Source organism: Syntrophales bacterium (genome assembly GCA_023229765.1).
GTDB lineage: Bacteria > Desulfobacterota > Syntrophia > Syntrophales > UBA5619 > DYTH01.
Map to the genome: position 1 here is coordinate 1 of JALNYO010000009.1, position 21,877 is coordinate 21,877.

Below are 21,877 nucleotides of genomic sequence, written 5' to 3' on the forward strand. Positions count from 1 at the left end.
ACGGTCCTAAGGTAGCGAAATTCCTTGTCGGGTAAGTTCCGACCTGCACGAATGGCGTAACGATTTGGGCGCTGTCTTGACGAGAAGCTCAGCGAATTTAATCAACCGGTGAAGATGCCGGTTACCCGCAACTAGACGGAAAGACCCCATGAACCTTTACTATAGCTTGACAATGAATTTCGGACTGGTTTGTGTAGGATAGGTGGGAGGCTGTGAAGTGGTAACGCTAGTTTTCATGGAGCCAACCTTGAAATACCACCCTGATTATTCTGAAGTTCTAACCTCGATCCGTAATCCGGGTCAGGGACATTGTCTGGTGGGTAGTTTGACTGGGGCGGTCGCCTCCTAAAGTGTAACGGAGGCGCGCGAAGGTTCCCTCAGGCTGATTGGAAACCAGCCGTAGAGTGTAAAGGCATAAGGGAGCTTGACTGCGAGACCTACAAGTCGAGCAGGTGCGAAAGCAGGTCTTAGTGATCCGGTGGTTCCGCATGGAAGGGCCATCGCTCAACGGATAAAAGGTACTCTGGGGATAACAGGCTTATCACGCCCAAGAGTTCACATCGACGGCGTGGTTTGGCACCTCGATGTCGGCTCATCGCATCCTGGGGCTGAATAAGGTCCCAAGGGTTTGGCTGTTCGCCAATTAAAGCGGTACGTGAGCTGGGTTCAGAACGTCGTGAGACAGTTCGGTCCCTATCTGTTGTGGGCGCAGGATATTTGAGAGGAGCTGTCCCTAGTACGAGAGGACCGGGATGGACGAACCTCTGGTGTACCAGTTGTCGTGCCAACGGCATCGCTGGGTAGCTAAGTTCGGAAGGGATAACCGCTGAAAGCATCTAAGCGGGAAGCCCACCTCAAGATAAGATATCCCTCCTGGTGGAGACATCAGGACTAAAGACCCCTCGTAGACCACGAGGTTGATAGGTCAGGTGTGCAAGCACAGTAATGTGTTGAGCTTACTGATACTAATCGGTCGTGAGGCTTGACCATAATATTTATTTTGATTTGATGATGCACTTGGTTCTAAAACACAATATGCAATTGTTTGCCATTATAGGATATTTCGGTGGCGATAGCGGAGAGGATCCACCCGTTCCCATTCCGAACACGGAAGTTAAGCTCTCCAGCGCCGATGGTACTGCATGGGTGACTGTGTGGGAGAGTAGGTGCCGCCGAAATTTTTTTTAGCCCCTTCCCCAGTGGAAGGGGTTTTTTTTGTTTTACAATTGCGCTTAGCGTATGCTATGAGTCTATCCATCAAAAAATCAAGGAGTATAAGCCATGTCCGGGCATTCTAAATGGAGTACAATCAAAAGGAAAAAGGGCGAAATTGATTCGAAAAGGGGTAAGATATTTACTAAATTGATTAAGGAAGTTACCCTCGCGGCACGACTGGGCGGCGGGGATATTGAGGGCAATCCCCGCTTGCGGCAGGCGGTTCTTGACGCCAAGGAAGTCAACATGCCCAAAGATAATATTGACAGGGCGATAAAGAAAGGCACTGGCGAGCTTGCCGGCGCCGCAGCCTACGAAGAGACTACCTACGAGGGGTATGGACCAGGGGGGGTAGCGGTGCTGGTTGATGTGATGACCGACAATAAAAACAGAACAGTCGCCGAAATACGGCATATTCTTTCCAAGCACGGCGGCAATCTGGGGGAGAATGGCTGCGTATCATGGATGTTTGACAAAAAGGGCAGTATAATTATCGACAAGAAGACGGTTGGCGAGGATGAGCTCCTGGAAGTTGTCCTGGAGGCGGGAGCAGATGATGTCCGGGATCAGGATTCCGAATGGGAAGTAATCACAGAGCCAGTTGCCTTTGAAAATGTCAAAAAGGCCATATCGGATAAAAAATGGAAATATCTTGAGGCGAGTGTAGGTAAAATTCCGCAGAATACCGTTAAATTGGAAGAAGCCAAGGCGGAGCAGATGTTGAAGCTGATGGAAAAGCTTGAAGACAATGACGATGTCCAGAATGTTTATGCCAACTTCGATATTTCCGATGAAATAATGGATAAATTGAGTCAATAGCCTGCCAGATTTGTAAAATGCTTATAAATGCAGTAAAACCGGATTGAAGCGTAAGCGAAAGGTATAAGTGAATTGAGGGTTTTGGGTATTGATCCGGGCAGTCAAGTTACTGGTTACGGTGTTGTCGAGACGGTAAAGAGCAGATTTGAGTGCGTTTTTTATGGAGAGATAAAGCCGTCAAAGGGTGCCAGTCTGTCGGTATGCCTGATGGATGTGTACAGGGGGATAAAAGAGGCGATTCGGCGCTCTAACCCTGAGATACTGGTAATCGAAGACATTTTTTATGGCAAGAATGTCCACAGTTTGATTAAGCAGGGACACGTGCGTGGTGTTGCCGTTCTTGCCGGCGCCCAGGAAGGGTTGGCTGTTTATGAATACAGCCCGCTGGAAATAAAAAAGGCTGTCGCCGGTTATGGTTTTGCCGAGAAGAGACAAGTGCAGATGATGGTAAAAAATATCCTTAAATTAGCGGAGATTCCTCCCCCGGATGCCGCTGATGCCCTGGCTGCCGCCATCTGTCATATCAATTTTTTAAAGACTGAACAGGTTTGAGATGATTGCTTCGCTAAATGGCATAATTGTTCAGAAATCTCTTTTGAATTGCCTTATCGATGTAAATGGCGTTGGTTACCTTGTATATATCCCCCTCAGCACCTTTTATGAGCTTCCTGATCCAGGTCTTCCCGTTATCCTGCAAACCCACATGTATGTGCGAGAAGACGCCATCAGCCTGTATGGATTCAGCACAGAGATTGAGCGGGATGTCTTTCAGATGATGATTTCCGTTAGCGGCATCGGGCCCAAGCTGGCGATAAATATTCTTTCCGGAATTCCGGCAGAGGAGTGGTTCAGGGCTGTTGCGGGCGAGGATCTGAAGCGCCTGACCGCCATTCCCGGGGTAGGCCGCAAGACGGCGGAACGGATGATTCTGGAACTAAAGGACAAGGTTGTAAAACTCGGCATAGATAATTACAAATCCGGTGGGATGGCTGTCCCGAAACACGAGCATCTGAAGGAAGACGCTCTTTCCGCGTTAGTCAATCTCGGGTATAAAGGCGCATTGGCTAAAGATGTTGTCGAGCAGATAATAAAGGAAAATGACAAGCTTCCTTCGATCGATCAGGTTCTGAAAAGGGCGTTGCGCATTCTTTCCGCCTGACGTTTAAAACTTGCAGTATTTATAAAATTTTTTTAATTTTTCTGGAAGATGACGTGAAAAAATCCGATTCCCTATTAATATCGCCCAAGAATCCCCTTACAATTCCAGACGTTATTGCCGAAGATGATGGTTACGATCTCTCCTTGCGCCCCAAAACCATTGCCGAATATATAGGACAAGAGAAGATTAAAAAGAATCTCTCCGTTTTCATCGAGGCTGCCAAACTAAGAAAAGAGTCCCTTGATCACGTTCTTTTATACGGTCCTCCCGGGCTGGGAAAAACCACCCTTGCCTACATTATGGCGAGGGAAATGGGTGTTGACATAAAGATTACCTCCGGGCCGGTTATTGAAAGGCCGGGGGACCTTGCCGCAATACTTACCAATTTGCACGAAAATGACGTCCTTTTCATTGATGAGATTCATCGCCTGTCGCATGTGGTGGAAGAGATACTCTATCCCGCGATGGAAGATTTCTACATCGATATAATAATCGGGCAGGGACCATCCGCCCGTTCGATGAAACTTGATATCCCGAAATTTACGATGATCGGGGCCACAACACGGGCTGGCCTTCTGACTTCGCCGCTCAGGGATCGCTTCGGCATGAGTTTCAGGTTCGAGTTCTACACGCCGGAGGAGCTTTCCATCATCATCTGTCGCTCGGCCAGGATTCTGGGGGTCGATATCGGGGCGGAGGGCGCTGCGGAGCTGGCCCGGCGTTCCCGGGGTACGCCCCGAATTGCCAACCGTCTGTTGAGGAGGGTAAGGGATTTTGCCCAGGTGCGGGCCGATGGTATTATAAACAGGGATGTTGCAGAACAGGCCCTCGCAATGCTCGATGTCGATGAGAAAGGATTTGATCAGATGGATCGCAATATTCTGCTTGCGGTAATCGACAAGTTTGGAGGCGGCCCGGTCGGCATCGACAACCTTTCCTCGGCAATCGGCGAAGAGCGGGAGACGATCGAAGATGTATATGAGCCCTACCTTATTCAGGAGGGTTATCTGCAAAGAACCGCCCGGGGAAGAATCGCGACCAGGCTCGCATATAAGCATTTCGGGCGGCAATGGGCCGAGGCAAATCAAGGTGGGCTATTTTGAAGAAAATTTTACTCCACTCCTGCTGTGCCCCGTGCACGCTCTACCCATTGCGGATCCTCCGCGAGGAGGGTAACGAGGTGCAGGGTCTCTTCTATAATCCCAATATACATCCCTACATGGAGTATAAAAGACGCCTCGATACGCTAATAGCTTACGCCGAGCAAGTCAGCTTTAAGTTGATGCGGGATGATGATTTGTACCCGTTCGAAGACTTCTTGCGTCAGGTTGTCTTCCATGAAGATGACCGCTGTAGCTACTGTTACCGGATAAGACTTTCCTGGGCGGCGCGTACCGCCCGTGAGCATGACTTTGACGCATTTAGCACCACCCTTTTGTACAGCCGCTATCAAAAACACGACCTGATTAGGCAAATCGCCGAGGAAGAGGCAAAAAAGCAGGGAGTTGCCTTCCTGTATCGTGATTTTCGGGAGGGTTGGCTTGAGGGAGTCCAGGTTTCCAAAGAGATGGGGATGTATCGGCAGCCTTACTGTGGATGCATATACAGTGAGAAGGAGCGCTACTATCGCAGTCCCAAAAGCAAAACTGTTAAGCCTTCCGTATGAACAAACATGCCCCGGGGTGTGTACTTTAAAACACAGTTGCCGGTCAATCCCCTAAGGATGTTTTTCGAAGCTCGATAGAAATTACCTGTTTATAGATGGTTGGCCCTATTTTTATTTTGATAAAATATTACGATGGATGGCATTAATATTGCTGTTCAGTACCGGAAGTTGTTTTGATGAGGTATGAAAAATTATTTTTGGAAAGATAGACGGGAATGTTTCTGCAAAGAACGGTAAAAAATGAGATAGCATGCAAAAGTGTCGGTTTGCATTCCGGAAGAAAGATTGAAATGGTAATTCGACCGGCGGGCGTTGATGAGGGGATTGTTTTTGTACGCACGGACCTGCCTGCTCGCAACAAAATCAAGGCGGATGTCCATAACGTTGTTGATACAACGCTTGCGACGACCCTTGGAGCCAATGGCGCCACCGTTTCGACGGTTGAGCACCTTATGTCCGCGTTCAGCGGCATGGGCGTTGACAATGCCATTGTTGAGATTGACGCTTCCGAATTGCCGATTATGGACGGCAGCGCTCGACCGTTTGTGGAACTCCTGAAAAATGTCGGCACGAGGCCGCAGGGGAAAGTAAAAAAAATTTTGGTTATCAAGAAGAAGGTAGCGGTTTCCGAGGGGGAGGGTGCCGCCATGTTTATCCCGTCCTCGGAATTTGAGATAACCTATGATATTGAATTTAAGCATAAAGATATTGGCGCTCAGTCATACAATTTTAAATTTTCGGACGTTTCTTACGAAAAAGAAATCAGCGCGGCGAGAACCTTTGGGTTTCTGCGCGATGTGGAGTATCTGCAGGCCCGGGGGTTGGCGCTGGGCGGTTCTCTTAAAAACGCCATAGTTCTTGATGAAAACCGGATTATCAATAAGGAAGGGCTCCGTTTTCCGGACGAGTTTGTGAGACACAAAATACTTGATTCGATAGGAGATCTGGCATTGCTGGGGATTCCCATTATTGGTCATTTTGTGGCCTCAAAATCCGGTCACCGCTTGAACAACCTGCTTCTTAAAGAACTTCTGCTGCGGCAGGATTGCTGGGTTCTTGTGAATAATTTTAATATAGAGGGGATGCTTCTCAAAAGAGAGAGCCTGCGGGCGCCCTCTTTTCATGTCTTGGATTATCAACATTAAGTTTCGCTTTTAGCCCCGGCGCCCTCTTTTGCTGTCGGGAATTTGCCGGCAGTTTGACCCTGACGTTGCTGATTGCAGATAGGTCTTGCTTTTTACGTCCCACTCTTTTACTATATTCATAGTAAGTTCAGCATTTTAAAAATTTGGTTCGTTATATTCATTCCTTTTGCCTAAATCAGGAATTGATATAAACTCGAATAACTTAAGGCGGTTGTATGCTAACTGTCAAGCCTTTGCTGGTAACTTGTCTATTGGTGTTCTCTCTTTTTTTTGCCCCCTCTTCCCTACAGGCGCAAAAGGCGTCCATCGCGGATCTTTTAGTGACGAACGGCCAGACGAATTTATTGCTATATGCTCGTGTAGCAGATTGCTTTAACTCAGAAATAGAAGATGCAATTTTGGCTGGCGTTCCTACCGCCTTTACGTTTCAAATTCATCTTTATAAAGAACGTTCCTGGTTTCCGAACAAGAAAATAATAAACATAGAAATTCACCATACTATAAAGTACGACAATGTAAAAAAAATATTTAATGTCTCGGTAGATAATCAGAAAACATGGGTAAATTTTCCCGATTTTGAAAACGCCAAGAGAATGATGGCTGAGGTCAATGCGGTTCCATTGGCAGGGCTTGGCGCTTTAACGAAAAATGAGTATTACCTGGTAAAACTGAAGGCAAAATTGGATAAGGTGCGCCTGCCGCTCCATCTTGAATATCTGTTTTTTTTCATATCAAGCTGGGACTTTGAAACAGACTGGCGCCAGGAAAGGTTCTTGTTCTGATGGAGAAAATTACCAGGACGGCACAACTTGATCCTCGGGAGGCAAGAAGAAGGAAGCGTGAATGGATTATCATTTTTATTACGATAGCGCTCATTGCCGGGGCTACCTATATGGAAAGCCTGTTATTTCGCGGTGAAACCCTGGTTCTGCCCGTTTCCGGAAATGTTTTGATTTTTGGCCTGATAAACATCAACATCATCTTAATCATCCTTCTTCTCTTTCTGATTATCAGGAATATCGTCAAACTGATCCTTGAAAGACGGCACGGGATTGCTGGTTCCCGCTTGCGTACCCGTCTGGTTGCAGCCTTTGTCGGTTTGTCCCTTATTCCTACGGTATTACTGTTTCTGGTATCGATCAATTTTCTTTCTTCCAGCATTGATAGTTGGTTCAGCATCCGTATCGGCGAGGCCTTGAACCGAACGCTGGAGGTCGCGCAGATTTATTATCAGCAATCGGCCGAGCAAGCGAAATTTTATGCCCGTCAACTAAGTGCCGATATTACGAGCAACAGCCTTTATGAGGTCGAAAAATTTTCTTATTTGGAGGCCTTGGTAGAGAGACGGCACAAGACCTATAAGCTCAACATGGTCGAGGTTCAGATTAATAATCATAAGAATAACCTGATATTACGAGACAGCAAATACTCATTGATTGTGCCGAAGCATCTTTCTCCCGGAGAAATTGAAAGCGTATTTACCGGTCAGGAATTGACGGTCACGGAACAGATCAAAAGCGGCGATTTGATACGAGGGGTTGTCCCTGTTTTTTCGCAGTCCTTGCCCAAAGAGGTGGTAGGGTTTGTTGCGGTCAGTTATTTCCTGCCTGCGGGAATTACAGAAAGAATAAATGTAATATCAAAGGCATCCGAGGAATACAGGCAACTGTCCCTTCTGAAGACGCCGATCAAATTTGGTTACATAATAACCCTTTTCATTGTGATGCTGTTGATCATCTTTTCCGCAACCTGGTTTGGCATCTACCTGGCAAGGGGGATTACTGTACCGTTGCAAAACTTGGCGGAGGGGACGCGCCGGGTTGCGCAAGGGGATCTGGAACATCAGATTGACACTGTTGCGGACGATGAGCTGGGCGTTCTTGTGGATTCCTTTAATCAGATGACCAAGGATCTCAGAAAGAGTAAAGGCAGTCTGGAGCAGGCAAATATTGACTTGGAGCGACGTCGCAATTATATGGAAACCGTTCTCCGCAATGTTTCGGCTGGCGTGATTTCCATTGACAGCAGCGGTTTTATCACCACGATCAACCGGGCGGCGGAGAAGATGCTTGGCATCAACTACCGGAGCATTGTCCGGAAGCGTTATGATGAGGTGCTGATTCCCGATCACCGGATCCTGGCAGAATCGGTTCTGCAGGAGATGCGGGAGGGCGGAAGCGGTTTCATTGAAAAACAGATAGATGTCCTGCAAGGGGAACGGGCTTTGACTATCCTTATCACGGTTACGGAGATTCGTGACGATGAAGGCCGGGAGATGGGTCTGGCTTTGGTTTTTGAAGACATTACCCAACTGCAGAGAGCGGAGAGGACGGCGGCATGGCGCGAGGTGGCAAGGCGGATGGCCCATGAAATCAAGAATCCTCTTACGCCGGTACAGCTTTCCGCGCAACGTCTCCAACGGAAATATGGCAACAGATTCCAGGAGGACGGAGAGGTCTTCTGGGAATGTACGCGAACGATAATCGATCAGGTTGAGGTATTGAAAAATCTCGTGAATGAGTTCTCCCGTTATGCGCGATTGCCGGTTACAAATCTCAGCCTCAAGGACTTGAACGAGACCATTCAGAACTCGGTAATCATGTTTAAAGATGCCCATCGGGAGGTTGATTTTTCTTTTAACCCGGGGGATGATATTCCTCCATTGATGATGGACAGTGAACAGATTAAGAGAGTTATGGTCAATCTGCTCGACAATGCCGTTGCCGCCCTGCCTGCCCATAATGGTCGTATAGCGGTCTGGAGCCTCTACGATGGTGAAAAAAAGGCGGCAAGGGTGACGGTCGCCGACAATGGTTGTGGTATTCCGCCCGACTATCGGGTAAAGATGTTTGAACCTTATTTTTCCACAAAAAAGACAGGAACGGGGTTGGGAATGGCGATAGTAAGTTCCATTATTGATGATCATCATGGAAGAGTCTTTGTTGAGGATAATCCAGGAGGAGGCACCATTGTTATCTTCGAGTTGCCGGTTGAGGATAAAAAATAAATTTTGCACCTTCCTATGCGGAAGATATTGAAAGGTAACTAACTTTTTTGTTTCGTTAAGGAAGCGCTCGGTTACATTCCGATTTCGTAATAAGCATGTTGAAGGATGAGTTACATTTATGAATAAAACAATAATGATTGTCGATGATGAAGAGAGTATTTGCCAGGCGCTGGGCGGGATACTGACAGATGAAGGCTATGAGGTTCTGAAGGCCGGAAGCGGCGAAGAGGCATTACGTCTCATCGAGGATGAACAGCCCAATCTTGTGCTTTTGGACATATGGCTCCCGGAAATGGATGGGATCGCTGTTCTGAAATCCATCAAGGCCTCTTATCCCCAGATACAGGTAGTGATGATGTCCGGCCACGGAACCATTGAGACGGCTGTTAAGGCGACCAAGCTGGGGGCATTTGACTTCATTGAAAAACCCCTGTCACTGGAGAAGGTGATCCTGGTGGTCAACCATGCCCTGGATTTTGTCCGGCTGGAAGAGGAAAACATTCTGCTCCGTCAAAAGGTCAGCCATGAATACGAATTGACCGGCAGCAGCAGTGTTATTCTCGAACTGAAGGAGATGATCGATATCGTTGCCCCCACCAATGCCTGGATACTGATCATGGGTGAAAACGGGACGGGGAAAGAGCTCGTTGCCCGATCTCTCCACCACCAGAGTCGCCGGGCGCAAAAACCTTTTATTGAGGTTAATTGCGCGGCAATCCCGGAAGATTTGATAGAAAGCGAACTGTTCGGTCACGAAAGGGGATCTTTTACCGGGGCGACGGCGAAAAGAAGGGGAAAGTTCGAAATGGCGAACGAGGGAACTATTTTCCTCGATGAAGTCGCCGATATGAGTCTGAAGGCACAGGCCAAGGTCTTGCGGATTTTGCAGGAGAAAAGATTTGAACGAGTTGGCGGCAACCGTCTCATTCAGACAGACGTGCGGGTGCTTGCGGCAACCAATAAAGAACTCGAAAAAGAGATGGATGCAGGCCGGTTCCGCCAGGATCTTTTTTACCGCCTTAATGTCATTCCGCTACGTGTTCCGCCGCTCCGAGATCGTAAGGATGATATCCTCCTTCTGGTAGACAGGTTCCTCAAGGATTTTGCGATGAGGGAAGGAGAGACGGTAAAAACTGTTACCGAAGAGGTGCTTGTGACGTTGATGAACCACGACTGGCCGGGAAACGTGCGAGAGCTTAAGAATGTTGTGGAAAGATTGATAATAACGACGCCTGCGGATGTAATTTCCAAGACGGACATCTTTTCGGAGCTGGGCAAAGCAGAGCTTAATGTTCATAAAAAAGAGAATTCACCAAATAAGGAAGAAATTTCAACCGATTCTTTCCGATTGGCGAAACAGGATTTCGAGCGTCAGTACATTATCCGCCGGTTACGCGACTTCAGCGGCAACATTTCCCGGACAGCCGAGGCGATCGGCATGGAGAGAAGTCACCTCCATAAAAAAATTCGCGGTTATGGCCTCGATCCTAAAACTGATTCCGGGGAAACTGAGGAAGGTTAGAGCTTATCCCGACTTTTCAGGTCGTCAAGCGAGAAGCTGTAAAGGGGAAGAAAAACAACCCCGAGAACTATTATTATCCCGATAGATAGGGCGTGATATATTACTGCGAAGGTGAGCGCTTCCGTTTTTGCCACGTTGAACAACCCCAAGCCCAAAATGCAGAAGTAATGCCAGTTGCCAATGAACCCGGGGGCAACCGGGATTGCGATCCCGGCAATCAGAATGATCATGATGACAAATGCAGCGGTAAGCGGCAGATTTAGAGAGAAGGCCAGAAAGAGAAGGTAAATTGCCAGGGCGTCGGCCAGCCAGATTATCAGCGACAGGATCACCACCGCGCCAAAAAGCGAGCGATGTTTCATAATGCTTAATCCTTCGACAAAAGAACCCGTTATTTCAGCTATTTTTGTTGTTATCTTGGGTGGTATTCTGGCGATGACCGGGATCAGCAGGAGCGCCGTCTTTTCCTTCCAGCGGAGGGCCATTATCATTAAGCCGAATATAACTGCAGTAAAGATAAATAATGATACCCCGGCACGAAAAAGCCAGAGAGGAAGGGGTGTTAAAAAGAAAACCACGGCGGCAATGACAAGAACTGTCAGGATGTCCAGTACCCTTTCCACAAAAATGGTGCCGAGGGCGGAACTCATCGGGACACGACTTTTTTTTGTGATTAGATAAGGTCGGGCCAACTCGCCGAGACGCGCCGGGATGGCGATAATAGCCAGAAAACCGACGCTTGTTATGGAAAAGATTGTAAATTTATTGATGAGCGGATCAAGAGGCTTAAGTATAAATCCCCAACGAATTGCCCGGAGTGCCTGCATCAAAATCATGACCGCAAGCGATGATATTACCAGGGCGCCGTTTATTTTATGAAGGGAACTGTAAACCTCACCGATGTCGATGCCCCGGAATGAGAGCCAGACCAAAAGCGCGCTGATCAACAGGCCTGTAATAACCTTTATTCTCATTGGCCTTGTGTGGACATTAATCGTCGTTTTATAAGAGCATTAAACTTCGGGTTCCCGTTGTCCTCAGCATGGTGGATGCAAGCCGCTTTGCCCCGGGCAAGACGAGCCGATTGGCTTTGGCAAGATAAACTATTTTCGGGAAAGATTATCCCCGATCTTGTCGTGAATCAACTGGGAAGAGAGCTTGTGTCCGACAAGTCCCACCCTGATTGCAACGGTGGTCACGTTTTTTGCCTTATAGGATACAGATATGTCAACTTTTTCTCCATTTATCCGGGAGGTGATCTTCCCTTTGCCGATCTCCTTTTCGGGTATCACATCCACGCCCCGCATATCCGCCACCGTTTTTTCGGAAGCCTTCCAAACATCATCGAATGATTGGTAGTAATCTGTTTTCAGCTCGCCATTAATAAAAAAGTAGGTCCCGGAACCGGCCCCTATCGCCGCCCCGCCAACCAGAGCCGCCGCACAGCCCGCGAGCAAAAATACCAGCGCCGCCAAAGATAAAAGCCACTTTTCAGTTTTCCGCATAATTTACCTCTCTTTCCAACTAACAGACCGAGTGCCTACAGTTTATCCAAAGGTTAATTGTTCCGGCCAAGTCGCTCGAATTCGCGCAGGAGTTCCTCCTGCTTCTTGGTAATGCCTTCAGGAACGCTGATCACCGTTTCTATGAGCTGATCCCCGCGGCCATAATTGCGCAAATGGGGGATGCCCTTTCCTTTCAGACGAAACACCTTTCCGTTCGGCGTTCCTTTCGGTATTTTAATTTTTTCCTTTCCTGTCAGGGTTGGCACTTCGATATTTCCCCCGAGAACAGCCTCGGCAAAGGTGATGGGAATATGGCAATAGATGTCGTCCTCTTTTCGCTCAAAGAGCTCGTGAGGTTTCACCTCTATGAAAACGTACAAATCTCCGCTGGGCCCTCCATTTTCGCCTTCTCCCCCCTCGCCGCGCAGGCGGAGTCGGGAGCCGGTTTCCACCCCGGCCGGTATCTTGAGCTGAACTGTTTTAGTAATGATCACCCTGCCCGTCCCCGAACACTTTTTGCAGGCGGCGGCGATTATGGTCCCTCTGCCATTGCATTGCGGACAGGTTGTACTGATGCTGAAAAAACCGCTCGACTGTGTTACCTGTCCTCGTCCGTTGCAGCGGCTGCATGTCTGCGGAGCGGTTCCCGGGGCGCATCCTGATCCGTGGCATTCCGGACAAGCCGCATATTTGTCCAATTCAATCTCGGTGTTTATTCCGAGCGCTGCATCCATGAAAGATATCTGCAAGTCATACCGTAAATCCGCGCCCACCCTGGCTGATGTGCGCGCACGGGAGCGCCCTGTATTGAAGCCGAAAACATCTCCGAAGACATCCCCGAAGCTGGAAAAAATGTCCTCAAATCCAGAAAATCCATGATATCCGGCGCCGTTTAGACCCTCATGTCCGTAACGGTTATAGAGCTCCCGTTTTTCCTGGTCGCTCAACACCTCGTACGCCTCGGCAGCCTCTTTGAACAGATTCTCAGCTTCCTTGTTGCCCGGATTTCGGTCCGGGTGGCACTGCATGGCAATTTTGCGATAGCTTTGTTTGATCTGGTCCGCATCGGCGTTTCTGTCAACGCCGAGAATCTCGTAGTAACAACGTTTCGTAGCCATTCTTGACCGATATTCCCTCTAACTTTCTATTTTTGTATAATTGTAAAATAGACATCTCCACCGTACATGTCAACCCGGTCCGGGAGTTATCTTACCAATCGATTTAACGCCTCCCGGTATTTGTCGGCCGTCTTGGCGACTATAGCGGCGGGCAGTTCCGGGGCAGGCGGTTTCTGGTTCCAGCCGATCGACAGCAGATAATCACGCAGAAATTGTTTGTCGAAGCTCTTCTGCGGACGTCCCTCTTCGTAGTCATCCTTTGGCCAGAAACGGGAAGAATCAGGCGTTAGGAGTTCGTCTATCAGGATAAGCTCCTCGTTTAGGATGCCGAATTCCATCTTTGTATCGGCAATGATAATTCCCGCATAATCCGCAATAGCAACGGCCCTTGCATAGATGGCAAGGCTCGTGCGGACGATTTTTGCTGTCATTTCCGCTCCGATCAGCTTTTCCATCCCCGTGCGATTGATTGGCATATCGTGCTCTCCGTCCGGCGCCTTTGTCGAGGGGGTGAAAATGGCTTCCGGCAGCCGGGATGATTCTTTGAGCCCTGCCGGCAGCATTATGCCGGAAACAGTCTTTCCACTTTGGTAATCCTTCCATCCGGAGCCGCTCAAATAGCCGCGGACAACGCATTCAACCAGCAAGGGCTTTGCCTTTTTGACCAGCATGCTCCGGCCTTTCAGTATGTCCTTATAGGGGGCGCACTCCACGGGATATTCATCAGGATTCGTCGAAATTAGATGATTGGCGATGATATCCTCCGTTTTTTTGAACCAGAAGGCGGACATCTTTGTCAGCACCTCCCCCTTGCCCGGGACGGGGTTCGGCATAATATGGTCAAAGGCGGATATCCGATCCGTTGTTACAATCAAAAGGTGCGTATTCAGGTCATATATGTCGCGCACCTTTCCCGTGCCGGATAGCATCATTCCCGGAAAATCCGTTTTCATGATTCCTTGGCTGTCCATGTTGATCTCCTTTTAAAAATCACGCAGAAAGGGGTTATATTTTTTTTCATGACCAATCGTCGAACTAGGGGAACTTCCATAATTATGGCCGGGAAACACCACGGTTTCATCAGGAAGGATGAGCAGTTTATTTTGGATGGAAGCGAACATTGTATCCCAGGAACCGCCAGGAAGGTCGGTCCGGCCTACAGCCTCGACAAACAATGTGTCGCCGGTAAAGGCGTATCCATCGACAAACAGAACCATGCTTCCCGGAGAATGGCCGGGGGTGTGGATAACCCGGAGCTTTATCCCCCCAACCTGGATCATGTCGCCATCGGTAACCGTCTGGTCCGCGGGAGGCGATGGTTGGGCGTCAAACATTCGCAGCAGCTCTGCCGGGGTGTGAATCAGCATATCCGCATCGTCCTCGTGGATGATGATTTTTGCGCCGGTTATCCTTTTCATGTCCGCATTGCCGCCGATATGATCCACGTGGCCGTGCGTATTCACTATAGCGCTGATCCGGACGTTGTGTTTCGCCGCCAAGCCGATTATTCCTTCCGTATCGGCCGCTGGATCTATTACCAGCGCTTCCCCGGAAGCTTCGTCTCCCACAAGGTAGGAGAAAACCCCTATATGCCCGACCTGCCGTTGTTCGATAAACATTTTCATTCCCTCCCCGCTGCTAACGGTATTTATAAGGCGGTGAAAGCTATCACTCTTGTTGAATAAAGTCAATGCTATTTGCCGATTGCAATCCAACTGCAGTGGCCATGATCGTAAAAAGTGACAGTTCCAAATTGTTATCTGTTCCGGACAAAAACAGCGCCGAAAAAGCCGTCCAGAAAGTGGCGGTGCGGAAATGTGCGCAAAAAGCCTGCCGCCGTTATTATCTCGGAGGGGAGATTTATAGGGTGGGTCAGCTTGAAGCGCTTATCGGATTTGAGGAAATCGGCGACGATCTCCTCTGTTTCTTCCGGAGTGGTTGTACAGACACAGTAAACGAGACTGCCGCCGGAGCGGACGCACTCAGCGGCATTTTTCAGCAAACTCTTTTGCGTCTGCTGTAATGCCGAGATATCCTGGCGGGTAAGACGCCAGCGAATCTCCGGGTTTCTGCGCAACGTGCCGAGTCCGGAACAGGGTGCATCCACCAGCACCTTGTCGAACATTGCGCTTACGGACGCACTCTTTTTGGCGCCATCGCCCTGAACAATCCGGACAATCTTGACCCCGAGCCGGGTTGCCTCTGCCGTAAGCTGGTTAAGTTTAGCGCGATTTTTATCGACCGCGGTTATTTCCCCCCTGTTTTGCATAAGCGCCGCAATATGGAGTGTTTTTCCTCCCGCGCCGGCGCAGAGATCAAGCATCTGTTCGCCCGGTTGGGGGGCAACAAGATGGGCAATTAGCTGGGAGGACTCATCCTGCACCCGGATCATTCCCTGGCGAAAGGCGTCTGTCTCGCGGAGCCCTGAGTAATTATCGTAAATGATAATCCCTTCCGGGGAAAACGGCGCAGATTTAGCGGCAATGCCATCTTTTTTCAGCGCTGAAATCATCTCATCTCTTGATATTTTCAGTGTGTTTACCCGGATGGTTAAGGGTGGAATCTCGTTGTTGGCCCGGCAGATGGCGGTGGTCTCCTCTGCCCCGTACAGCTTCCGCCAACGTTCCACTATCCAGGTCGGGTGAGAATACAGGACGCTGATCGCACTTATGAAATCTCCGGCGATCTCCGGCCAGACAATCCGCTCCTTCTTTCTGATAATGTTGCGCAATATGGCGTTTACAAGACCAGCCGCCTGGGGGCGGATATTTTGCGCTATCTCGACGGCCTCATTGACCGCGGCAAAAGGGGGAATCCGGTCGGTAGCGAGGAGCTGATACACCCCTGTCCGGAGGATGTTGCGGACCGGTATTTCCATCGAGTCAAAATTTCCCGTGTATATTCCTGCTATTGCCCAGTCCAGTTTGTTTCTGTTTCTCAGGACGCCATAGACCAGCTCGGTTATAAGCCCCTTGTCTTGCCGGTTTATGAGATTATTTCCGGAGAGATAAGAGTCGAGAAGCGGCTCCGCATAAGCGCCTTTCAGCTCTATGCGGTTGAGGATTTCCACGGCAATGCCGCGCGCCGACAGGGCTTTTTTTACATTTTCCGTCATATCCGGCCGATCTTTTCTCCTGCCGAAACAGGCGCTCCTCGTAGAAAATCATCGATGCTCATTCTCTTTTTCCCTTCCATCTGCACATCGGTCAGATAAACGCAACCGTTTGCCGCGGCGATGCAGAGGGCGCCATCTCTCTTGCCGATTATTACCCCCGGCGCCTCTGAGGTCGGGGTAGTCTTTGCCGTCGCGGAAAAGATCTTGAGTTTCTTCTGATGAAAAAAGGTGTATGCGCAAGGGGCAGGGGAGAGCCCGCGGATGAGCCTGGCGATTTTCTGGCAGTCAGCTTCCCAATGGATCATGCCTATTTCGCGGTCCAGCGGAGGGGCAAATGTGGCAAGCGAGTGATCCTGCCTCTGCGGATGAATATTCCCTGTAAGCGATAAAGATATTGTTTTTAATAGCAATTTTGCTCCCATTTCCGCAAGGCGGCTGTGCAGTGCACCGAAATTTTCATCCTCGCCGATCGGGGTTTCCTCTTGCAGCAGGATATCGCCGGAGTCAATCCCGGCGTCCATCTTCATAATGGTGACGCCGGTTATTTTTTCTCCGTTGATGATAGTCCAGTTGATTGGCGCTGCTCCCCGGTACTTGGGAAGGAGCGAGGGGTGGATATTGATGCATCCCCTGGGGGTGTCGTAAAGTATTGGTTTGGGAAGGATTTGTCCAAAGGCGGCGACAATGGCCATTTCCGGCGCCAGACTTTTAAATGTTTCCAGAAAGCTTTTGTCTTTGACGTTTTCCGTTTGGATGATGGGAAGCCCCAGCTCCCCGGCAGTTATTTTCAAGGGCGGCGGCGCGGTTATCCTTCCCCGGCCCTGTGGGCGGTCCGGTGGTGTGACGACAGCAATAATCGGCCATCCTGACTCAACGAGCCCGGTCAGAGCCGGCACTGCAAAGGTTGACGTGCCCATGAAAACGATTCCGGTTTTTTCCATAACAGCACTCTCCTACATAAAATGGACAGGATCTACATCTATCCTGATTTCGATCCCTTCCCCCTTTACCTCATCCAGGAGTTTCTGGGCAAGCTGGCGGAGGACGCCTCCATCCTTGCCCCGCACGAGCATCTGCCAGCGGTACCTTCCCCGGAGCCGGTGCAGCGGAGATTCCGCCGGGCCGATGATGTCCGCCTTGCCGGCGGCGAAGCTCAGTGCCAGCTTGCGGGCCGCCGTTCCGATGCGGGCGACGGTTCTTTTTCCTTTCTCCTCGTTGAGACTCGAAAAATGGAGGCCAATCAGCCGGGAATAGGGCGGATAGTTCAGCTCCCGGCGAGTCGGCAGTTCATTATTGTAAAATCCCTGGTAATCGTGCTGCTGGGCCCTCATGATGGAGTGATGGTAAGGGGTGAACGTCTGGACAACGACTATGCCCGGCTGATCACCGCGTCCACCCCTGCCGGCGACCTGGGAAAGAATCTGGAAGGTTCGCTCCGCGGCTCGGAAGTCCGGGACGTTCAAGGATGAATCGGCGGCAATGACGCCCACCAGGGTTATGCCGGGAAAGTCATGGCCCTTGGTGATTATCTGCGTTCCCACCAGGATATCGATTTCTCCCTTGGCGAAAGCGGCAAGGGTTTTTTCGGACGTGCCCCGGCGGGAGGATGTATCGCTGTCTATCCGGGCAATAGCGGCAGCAGGGAACAGTCTTTTGATCTCTTCCTCGACACGCTCGGTTCCGGCCCCCTGGCTGTGGATTCGTTCAGAGCCGCAGGCCGGGCAAGTTTTTTGTTTTTTTGATGTAAAATCGCAGTGATGGCATTTGAGGACATCTTGGGACGCGTGATAGGTCAAGGCCAGATCGCAAGCCGGGCATTTAAAAACATGACCGCAGGCCGGGCAGAAGACGTAGGTGTGAAAGCCTCTCCGGTTGAGGAAAATGAGGGCCTGTTTTTTTGCGGAGAGGGTTTCTCCCAGGGCCAAAATCATCCGGCGGGAAAAGATCGGCATGCGTCCGCCGCTGTCCCGTTCGTTTCGCATATCAACAATCTCCACCCGGGGAAGGGGGCGCGAATTGACCCGTTTGGGCAGAGATAAATACCGGTAAATGCCGGCCTGTGCATAAAAATATGTTTGTATCCCAGGTGTTGCGGAGCCAAGCAGTACCACGGCGCCGGTTTTTTTCCCGCGGTACAGGGCAAGGTCGCGGCCGTTATAATGCAGGCGGTCATCCTGCTTGTAGGAGGGGTCATGCTCCTCGTCAACGACTATCAGGCGCAGGTTCCGGGCCGGGGCAAAAATCGCCGAGCGCGCGCCGACGATCAGCCGTATTTCCCCGCTTTTTATCTTTCGCCATTGATCATAACGGGTATTGTTGGGGATGCCGCTGTGCAGAACGGCGATCTTCTCTTCCGGGAAACGGCTCTTGACGCGGCGGATAAGCTGGGCGGTGAGGGCAATTTCCGGGACAAGGTAGAGCGCGCTTCCCTTGCTTTGGAGGACTTCTTCCATGGCGTGCAGATAAATTTCCGTCTTTCCGCTTCCTGTAACCCCGTGCAGCAGATACGGAGAAAATTGTCGTGAGTTCAGTCCCTTATTTATCTCGGCAAGCGCTGCTGACTGGTCGCTGTTGAGGATTATCTTGCTATTGTCTTCCGGCAGTTCTTCTGCATGGAGATATTCCCGGAAAACCTCTTTTTCGTAAAGACGGATTACCCCTTTGGCTGCCAGACTGTCGAGAAAGGAAAGGCTGCGCATCCGCTCTTCAAGCGCGGAAACAGGCATTTCTTCTTTTTCCGACAGCAGCTTCAGGAGGGCGGTCTGCTTTTCCGTCAGCTTCAGGTTTGTCAGGGACTTTTGAGTGATTCCTACCCATTTTTCCTGTTTTGGGATAATGGCCGGATGTCCGGCAACCTCTTCTGAGATGATTAAGCCCGCTCCTTCAAGAATACTGACTTCCCGGTGAATGTCTTTTTTCCCGACTTTCCGGCAAAGGTTACGCAAAGATATGCCTTTAGGGGTATAAGAAAGCAATTCCAATAGAGATTTTTGTCCTTTTGTAAGGTTTTTTTCGTTTTTTTCGGTGCCGGGGACAAGCCGAATCCAGTTTTGGCTTGCAGTAGTGTTGATCCCTCCGGGCAGGGCCTCCGCCAATACCATTCCCAGGGGATGAAGGTAATAGCTGGCTATCCATTCAAAAAAAGCCAGGTCATCCCCGGAAAACAGCGGTTCCGCGTCGGGAATGGCAATAATATCTTTGACGTTCTGGATTTCTGACGTCTCGGCAGAGAGTTCGACAATCCACCCGGTAAGGCGTTTTGCCCCGAAGGGGACGACAACCCTTTTGCCGATGGCGACAAATGCGGCTGACTCTGAAGGGACGGCGTAGATAAATGTTTTTGGGGAGGGAATGGGTATGACAACCCTGACGAACATTCGGCAGTTCCCGTTAAATGAAATCGCAGATAAAATGCTGGAAGAGATTCAAGATATTTTTAGCCTCGCGATAAACAGTTCCGGTTGCTATTCTCCCTCGAGTTTTTCAACCTTTTCCTGTTTTGTTTTGCAGTTGATGCACAGCGTGGTGACGGGTCTCGCCATCAGCCTCTTTTCCGAGATCAAGCCGCCGCAAAGCTCGCATAAGCCAAAGGTGCCGTCGTCGATTCTTTTTATCGCCTCTTGCATCTTCATGATCAGCTTTCTCTCCCGATCCCGGATGCGAAGTTCAAAATTCCGGTCCGACTCCAACGAAGCGCGGTCGTTCGGATCGGGGTAGTTCTCCCGCAAGCCGTTAGTCATTTCCGACACGGTTTTCCCCGCCTCAGACAGGAGCTCATTGATCTTCTTCGTCAAAAGTTGGCGAAAGAACTCATACTTTCCAGGTGTTAATGCGTTTTTCAGAGCCTTACTCCTTCCTTTATTTTATCAGCTTAACTATGAAGGGAGTTATACTACATGATTGCCGATATTTTGTAAAGAAAAAAATAGAGGCGACTATTTTTCTGTGTAGGCAAGGCGTATCTTTTCTATAATGTTGGTCGTGGAGGCGCCTTCAACGATGGGGATCAGTTCAATCCTTCCTCCCCATGACAAGACCTCTTTCCTGCCGACAATTTCCTCAACGCGCCAGTCGGCGCCCTTGACGAGAACATCAGGCTTCAGATGCTCTATCAGTTTGAGGGGCGTCGTTTCTTCGAAGAGGGTTACGTAATCGACCGCTTTGAGAGAGGCAACCACCTCGGCCCTTTCTTCCTGGGGTACGATGGGACGTCTGTCCCCCTTGATCTTCCTGACGGAGGAGTCGCTGTTAAGTCCCAGGACAAGAACGTCCCCGGCCGCTCTTGCCTGCTTGAGATACCGGACGTGCCCCGCGTGAAGTATGTCGAAACATCCGTTTGTGAATACGATTTTGCCGCCTTTTCCCCGCAGGTTTTCCACCGTCTCCTTCAACTCTTCCCAGGACAGAATATTTTTCATGTATCCTCATTTCTCCGCAGTATGTTCTCCGGTTGCCCGAGCCGCGGTCAAGATGGCCACTGCTTCGGCATTGGCGTCAAGCAGAACGCGGGAGCACTCGGCAAGAGTGCTTCCCGTTGTGTAAACATCGTCAATCAAAAGGATTTTTTTCCCGGCTATGTTTTCAGGGTTTTTTATGGAAAACGCCCCTTGCACATTTACCGAACGCTCTTTTCTGCCCATGCCGACCTGCGGCGGCGTAAACCGCACCCTTTTTAACGATGAAAAGTCAAGCGGGACATGGAAACGGTTGGACAACGCGCGTGCCAGGATCACCGCCTGGTTGAATCCCCTTTCTCGCAGTCTTTTGATGTGCAGGGGAACCGGGATGATCAGGTCGAACGTTCCCATTTCCCATATTCCGGAGGCGAAATCGGCCATGATGTTTCCCAGCGCCTTGCCGATTCCGGTTTTGCCGTGGTACTTGAACTTGTGAATGGCGGTAAGGATTGTTCCTTCATACCTTCCGACGGAACGGGCGAGCGCGTATGGTTTTTCCTCCATCAGGCACTGGCCGCAGAGGTGATCGCTACCCTCTTCAGCGGGAAAAGGGATCCCGCAGCGAGGGCAAAGCGGCGAGACAATAAAGCTGATTCCTTTCAGGCAGTTTTCGCAGAGAGACAGTGAAGAATGCCGCTGCAGAAGCTCTCCGCAAACGACACAGCAAGGCGGGAAAATAATGTCCGCAATCCCGGCAAGAATATTCAATGCCTTGGACCTTCTCTGCGGGTTATATTGCTTTCGGCAGCGAACGGAGGGCCGTTGCGTCCTCCGGGATCGCCATTAGAGGGGCTTCCGCCCATAGTCGCTCCAAGTCGTAAAAGATGCGAATCGATTCGAGAAAGACATGCACGATGATGTCGTCGTAATCGAGAAGCATCCATTTTCCCTCCGATTCGCCTTCAACGCCCAAGGGCAGGAGTCCTGCTTTTTTTACACTTTCCTGAATAGCAGAGGATATTGCCCTGACCTGCCGGTCGGATGTCCCGCTGCAGATAATAAACCAATCGGCAAAAGCGGAGATTTCTTTTACATTGAGCACAACGGGGTTTAAGGCTTTTTTATCCAGCAGGGCGTTAATGAAGAGCAATAACCTTTCCGGTGAATCATTTTCCTTTTTTTCTGGCAAGCTTCCTCCCAATAATAAAC

At 50.0% G+C, this 21,877-nt stretch carries 21 protein-coding genes and 2 rRNA genes; 11 read left to right on the forward strand and 12 right to left on the reverse strand.

What is annotated here, in order from left to right; all coding sequences use genetic code 11:
* From M0P74_06660 to M0P74_06710, 11 genes are all read left to right on the forward strand, one after another.
* Positions 1–990 (forward strand): 23S ribosomal RNA (locus tag M0P74_06660); the annotation flags it as partial.
* A 72-nt stretch (positions 991–1,062) separates the two neighbouring features.
* A 5S ribosomal RNA gene (rrf, locus tag M0P74_06665) occupies positions 1,063–1,178 on the forward strand.
* Positions 1,179–1,281: 103 nt separating this feature from the next.
* Positions 1,282–2,034 (forward strand): YebC/PmpR family DNA-binding transcriptional regulator, encoded by a 753-nt coding sequence (locus M0P74_06670; protein MCK9363266.1) that lies wholly within the window; start codon positions 1,282–1,284, stop codon positions 2,032–2,034.
* A gap of 81 nt (positions 2,035–2,115) precedes the next feature.
* Positions 2,116–2,586 carry a crossover junction endodeoxyribonuclease RuvC gene (gene ruvC, locus M0P74_06675; GenBank protein MCK9363267.1) on the forward strand — a complete coding sequence of 157 codons (471 nt, stop codon included), beginning with the start codon at positions 2,116–2,118 and terminating at the stop codon, positions 2,584–2,586.
* A 1-nt stretch (position 2,587) separates the two neighbouring features.
* Positions 2,588–3,193, forward strand: a complete 606-nt coding sequence (gene ruvA, locus M0P74_06680) for a Holliday junction branch migration protein RuvA (GenBank protein ID MCK9363268.1) — start codon at positions 2,588–2,590, stop codon at positions 3,191–3,193.
* A gap of 53 nt (positions 3,194–3,246) precedes the next feature.
* A complete protein-coding gene (gene ruvB / locus M0P74_06685) occupies positions 3,247–4,296 on the forward strand; it encodes a Holliday junction branch migration DNA helicase RuvB (GenBank protein ID MCK9363269.1) in 1,050 nt (349 codons plus the stop codon).
* On the forward strand, positions 4,293–4,859 hold the full coding sequence (locus tag M0P74_06690) for an epoxyqueuosine reductase QueH (protein ID MCK9363270.1): 567 nt from the start codon (positions 4,293–4,295) through the stop codon (positions 4,857–4,859). The genes ruvB and M0P74_06690 overlap by 4 nt, the downstream gene beginning before the upstream one ends.
* 215 nt (positions 4,860–5,074) lie before the next feature.
* On the forward strand, positions 5,075–6,004 hold the full coding sequence (lpxC, locus tag M0P74_06695; GenBank protein MCK9363271.1) for a UDP-3-O-acyl-N-acetylglucosamine deacetylase: 930 nt from the start codon (positions 5,075–5,077) through the stop codon (positions 6,002–6,004).
* Between the two features lie 215 nt (positions 6,005–6,219).
* Positions 6,220–6,786, forward strand: coding sequence for a DUF4390 domain-containing protein (locus M0P74_06700; GenBank protein ID MCK9363272.1), 567 nt, complete (start codon positions 6,220–6,222; stop codon positions 6,784–6,786).
* Positions 6,786–9,011: an ATP-binding protein gene (locus tag M0P74_06705; GenBank protein MCK9363273.1), complete on the forward strand. Its 2,226-nt coding sequence runs from the start codon at positions 6,786–6,788 to the stop codon at positions 9,009–9,011. Before M0P74_06700 ends, M0P74_06705 begins: the two co-directional genes overlap by 1 nt.
* A gap of 118 nt (positions 9,012–9,129) precedes the next feature.
* Positions 9,130–10,533 carry a sigma-54 dependent transcriptional regulator gene (locus M0P74_06710; protein ID MCK9363274.1) on the forward strand — a complete coding sequence of 468 codons (1,404 nt, stop codon included), beginning with the start codon at positions 9,130–9,132 and terminating at the stop codon, positions 10,531–10,533.
* Here the strand turns inward: M0P74_06710 and M0P74_06715 are convergent.
* From M0P74_06715 to rsfS, 12 genes are all read right to left on the reverse strand, one after another.
* Complete coding sequence (locus tag M0P74_06715; GenBank protein ID MCK9363275.1) at positions 10,530–11,507, reverse strand: flippase-like domain-containing protein; 978 nt, start codon at positions 11,505–11,507, stop codon at positions 10,530–10,532. The two genes, M0P74_06710 and M0P74_06715, sit on opposite strands and share 4 nt — an antisense overlap.
* Positions 11,508–11,636: 129 nt before the next feature.
* A complete protein-coding gene (locus tag M0P74_06720; GenBank protein MCK9363276.1) occupies positions 11,637–12,038 on the reverse strand; it encodes a DUF3568 domain-containing protein in 402 nt (133 codons plus the stop codon).
* A 53-nt stretch (positions 12,039–12,091) separates the two neighbouring features.
* Complete coding sequence (gene dnaJ / locus M0P74_06725; protein MCK9363277.1) at positions 12,092–13,156, reverse strand: molecular chaperone DnaJ; 1,065 nt, start codon at positions 13,154–13,156, stop codon at positions 12,092–12,094.
* 86 nt (positions 13,157–13,242) lie between these two features.
* Positions 13,243–14,127, reverse strand: coding sequence for a phosphoribosylaminoimidazolesuccinocarboxamide synthase (locus M0P74_06730; GenBank protein ID MCK9363278.1), 885 nt, complete (start codon positions 14,125–14,127; stop codon positions 13,243–13,245).
* Between the two features lie 12 nt (positions 14,128–14,139).
* Complete coding sequence (locus M0P74_06735; GenBank protein MCK9363279.1) at positions 14,140–14,775, reverse strand: MBL fold metallo-hydrolase; 636 nt, start codon at positions 14,773–14,775, stop codon at positions 14,140–14,142.
* 137 nt (positions 14,776–14,912) lie between these two features.
* A complete protein-coding gene (gene rsmB / locus M0P74_06740; GenBank protein MCK9363280.1) occupies positions 14,913–16,271 on the reverse strand; it encodes a 16S rRNA (cytosine(967)-C(5))-methyltransferase RsmB in 1,359 nt (452 codons plus the stop codon).
* On the reverse strand, positions 16,268–17,212 hold the full coding sequence (fmt, locus tag M0P74_06745) for a methionyl-tRNA formyltransferase (protein ID MCK9363281.1): 945 nt from the start codon (positions 17,210–17,212) through the stop codon (positions 16,268–16,270). Before fmt ends, rsmB begins: the two co-directional genes overlap by 4 nt.
* 12 nt (positions 17,213–17,224) lie before the next feature.
* Positions 17,225–19,648 (reverse strand): primosomal protein N', encoded by a 2,424-nt coding sequence (priA, locus tag M0P74_06750; protein MCK9363282.1) that lies wholly within the window; start codon positions 19,646–19,648, stop codon positions 17,225–17,227.
* An 87-nt stretch (positions 19,649–19,735) separates the two neighbouring features.
* A complete protein-coding gene (gene dksA / locus M0P74_06755) occupies positions 19,736–20,065 on the reverse strand; it encodes an RNA polymerase-binding protein DksA (protein ID MCK9363283.1) in 330 nt (109 codons plus the stop codon).
* A gap of 141 nt (positions 20,066–20,206) precedes the next feature.
* Complete coding sequence (rfaE2, locus tag M0P74_06760) at positions 20,207–20,689, reverse strand: D-glycero-beta-D-manno-heptose 1-phosphate adenylyltransferase (GenBank protein ID MCK9363284.1); 483 nt, start codon at positions 20,687–20,689, stop codon at positions 20,207–20,209.
* 6 nt (positions 20,690–20,695) lie between these two features.
* Positions 20,696–21,436, reverse strand: a complete 741-nt coding sequence (locus M0P74_06765) for a ComF family protein (protein ID MCK9363285.1) — start codon at positions 21,434–21,436, stop codon at positions 20,696–20,698.
* Between the two features lie 22 nt (positions 21,437–21,458).
* The gene (rsfS, locus tag M0P74_06770) at positions 21,459–21,857 is read right to left on the reverse strand and encodes a ribosome silencing factor (GenBank protein MCK9363286.1); all 399 of its coding nucleotides are present in this window, start codon (positions 21,855–21,857) and stop codon (positions 21,459–21,461) included.
* Positions 21,858–21,877 lie beyond the last annotated feature (20 nt).

Excerpts from the sequence above, each read along its gene's own strand:
- dnaJ (MCK9363277.1), bottom strand. The coding sequence starts at position 13,156 with ATGGCTACGAAACGTTGTTACTACGAGATTCTCGGCGTTGACAGAAAC.
- M0P74_06700 (MCK9363272.1), top strand. The coding sequence starts at position 6,220 with ATGCTAACTGTCAAGCCTTTGCTGGTAACTTGTCTATTGGTGTTCTCT.
- M0P74_06720 (MCK9363276.1), bottom strand. The coding sequence starts at position 12,038 with ATGCGGAAAACTGAAAAGTGGCTTTTATCTTTGGCGGCGCTGGTATTT.
- M0P74_06670 (MCK9363266.1), top strand. The coding sequence starts at position 1,282 with ATGTCCGGGCATTCTAAATGGAGTACAATCAAAAGGAAAAAGGGCGAA.
- M0P74_06705 (MCK9363273.1), top strand. The coding sequence starts at position 6,786 with ATGGAGAAAATTACCAGGACGGCACAACTTGATCCTCGGGAGGCAAGA.
- priA (MCK9363282.1), bottom strand. The coding sequence starts at position 19,648 with ATGTTCGTCAGGGTTGTCATACCCATTCCCTCCCCAAAAACATTTATC.
- fmt (MCK9363281.1), bottom strand. The coding sequence starts at position 17,212 with ATGGAAAAAACCGGAATCGTTTTCATGGGCACGTCAACCTTTGCAGTG.
- lpxC (MCK9363271.1), top strand. The coding sequence starts at position 5,075 with ATGTTTCTGCAAAGAACGGTAAAAAATGAGATAGCATGCAAAAGTGTC.
- rfaE2 (MCK9363284.1), bottom strand. The coding sequence starts at position 20,689 with ATGAAAAATATTCTGTCCTGGGAAGAGTTGAAGGAGACGGTGGAAAAC.
- rsmB (MCK9363280.1), bottom strand. The coding sequence starts at position 16,271 with ATGACGGAAAATGTAAAAAAAGCCCTGTCGGCGCGCGGCATTGCCGTG.
- M0P74_06735 (MCK9363279.1), bottom strand. The coding sequence starts at position 14,775 with ATGTTTATCGAACAACGGCAGGTCGGGCATATAGGGGTTTTCTCCTAC.
- ruvA (MCK9363268.1), top strand. The coding sequence starts at position 2,588 with ATGATTGCTTCGCTAAATGGCATAATTGTTCAGAAATCTCTTTTGAAT.
- M0P74_06715 (MCK9363275.1), bottom strand. The coding sequence starts at position 11,507 with ATGAGAATAAAGGTTATTACAGGCCTGTTGATCAGCGCGCTTTTGGTC.
- M0P74_06710 (MCK9363274.1), top strand. The coding sequence starts at position 9,130 with ATGAATAAAACAATAATGATTGTCGATGATGAAGAGAGTATTTGCCAG.
- M0P74_06730 (MCK9363278.1), bottom strand. The coding sequence starts at position 14,127 with ATGGACAGCCAAGGAATCATGAAAACGGATTTTCCGGGAATGATGCTA.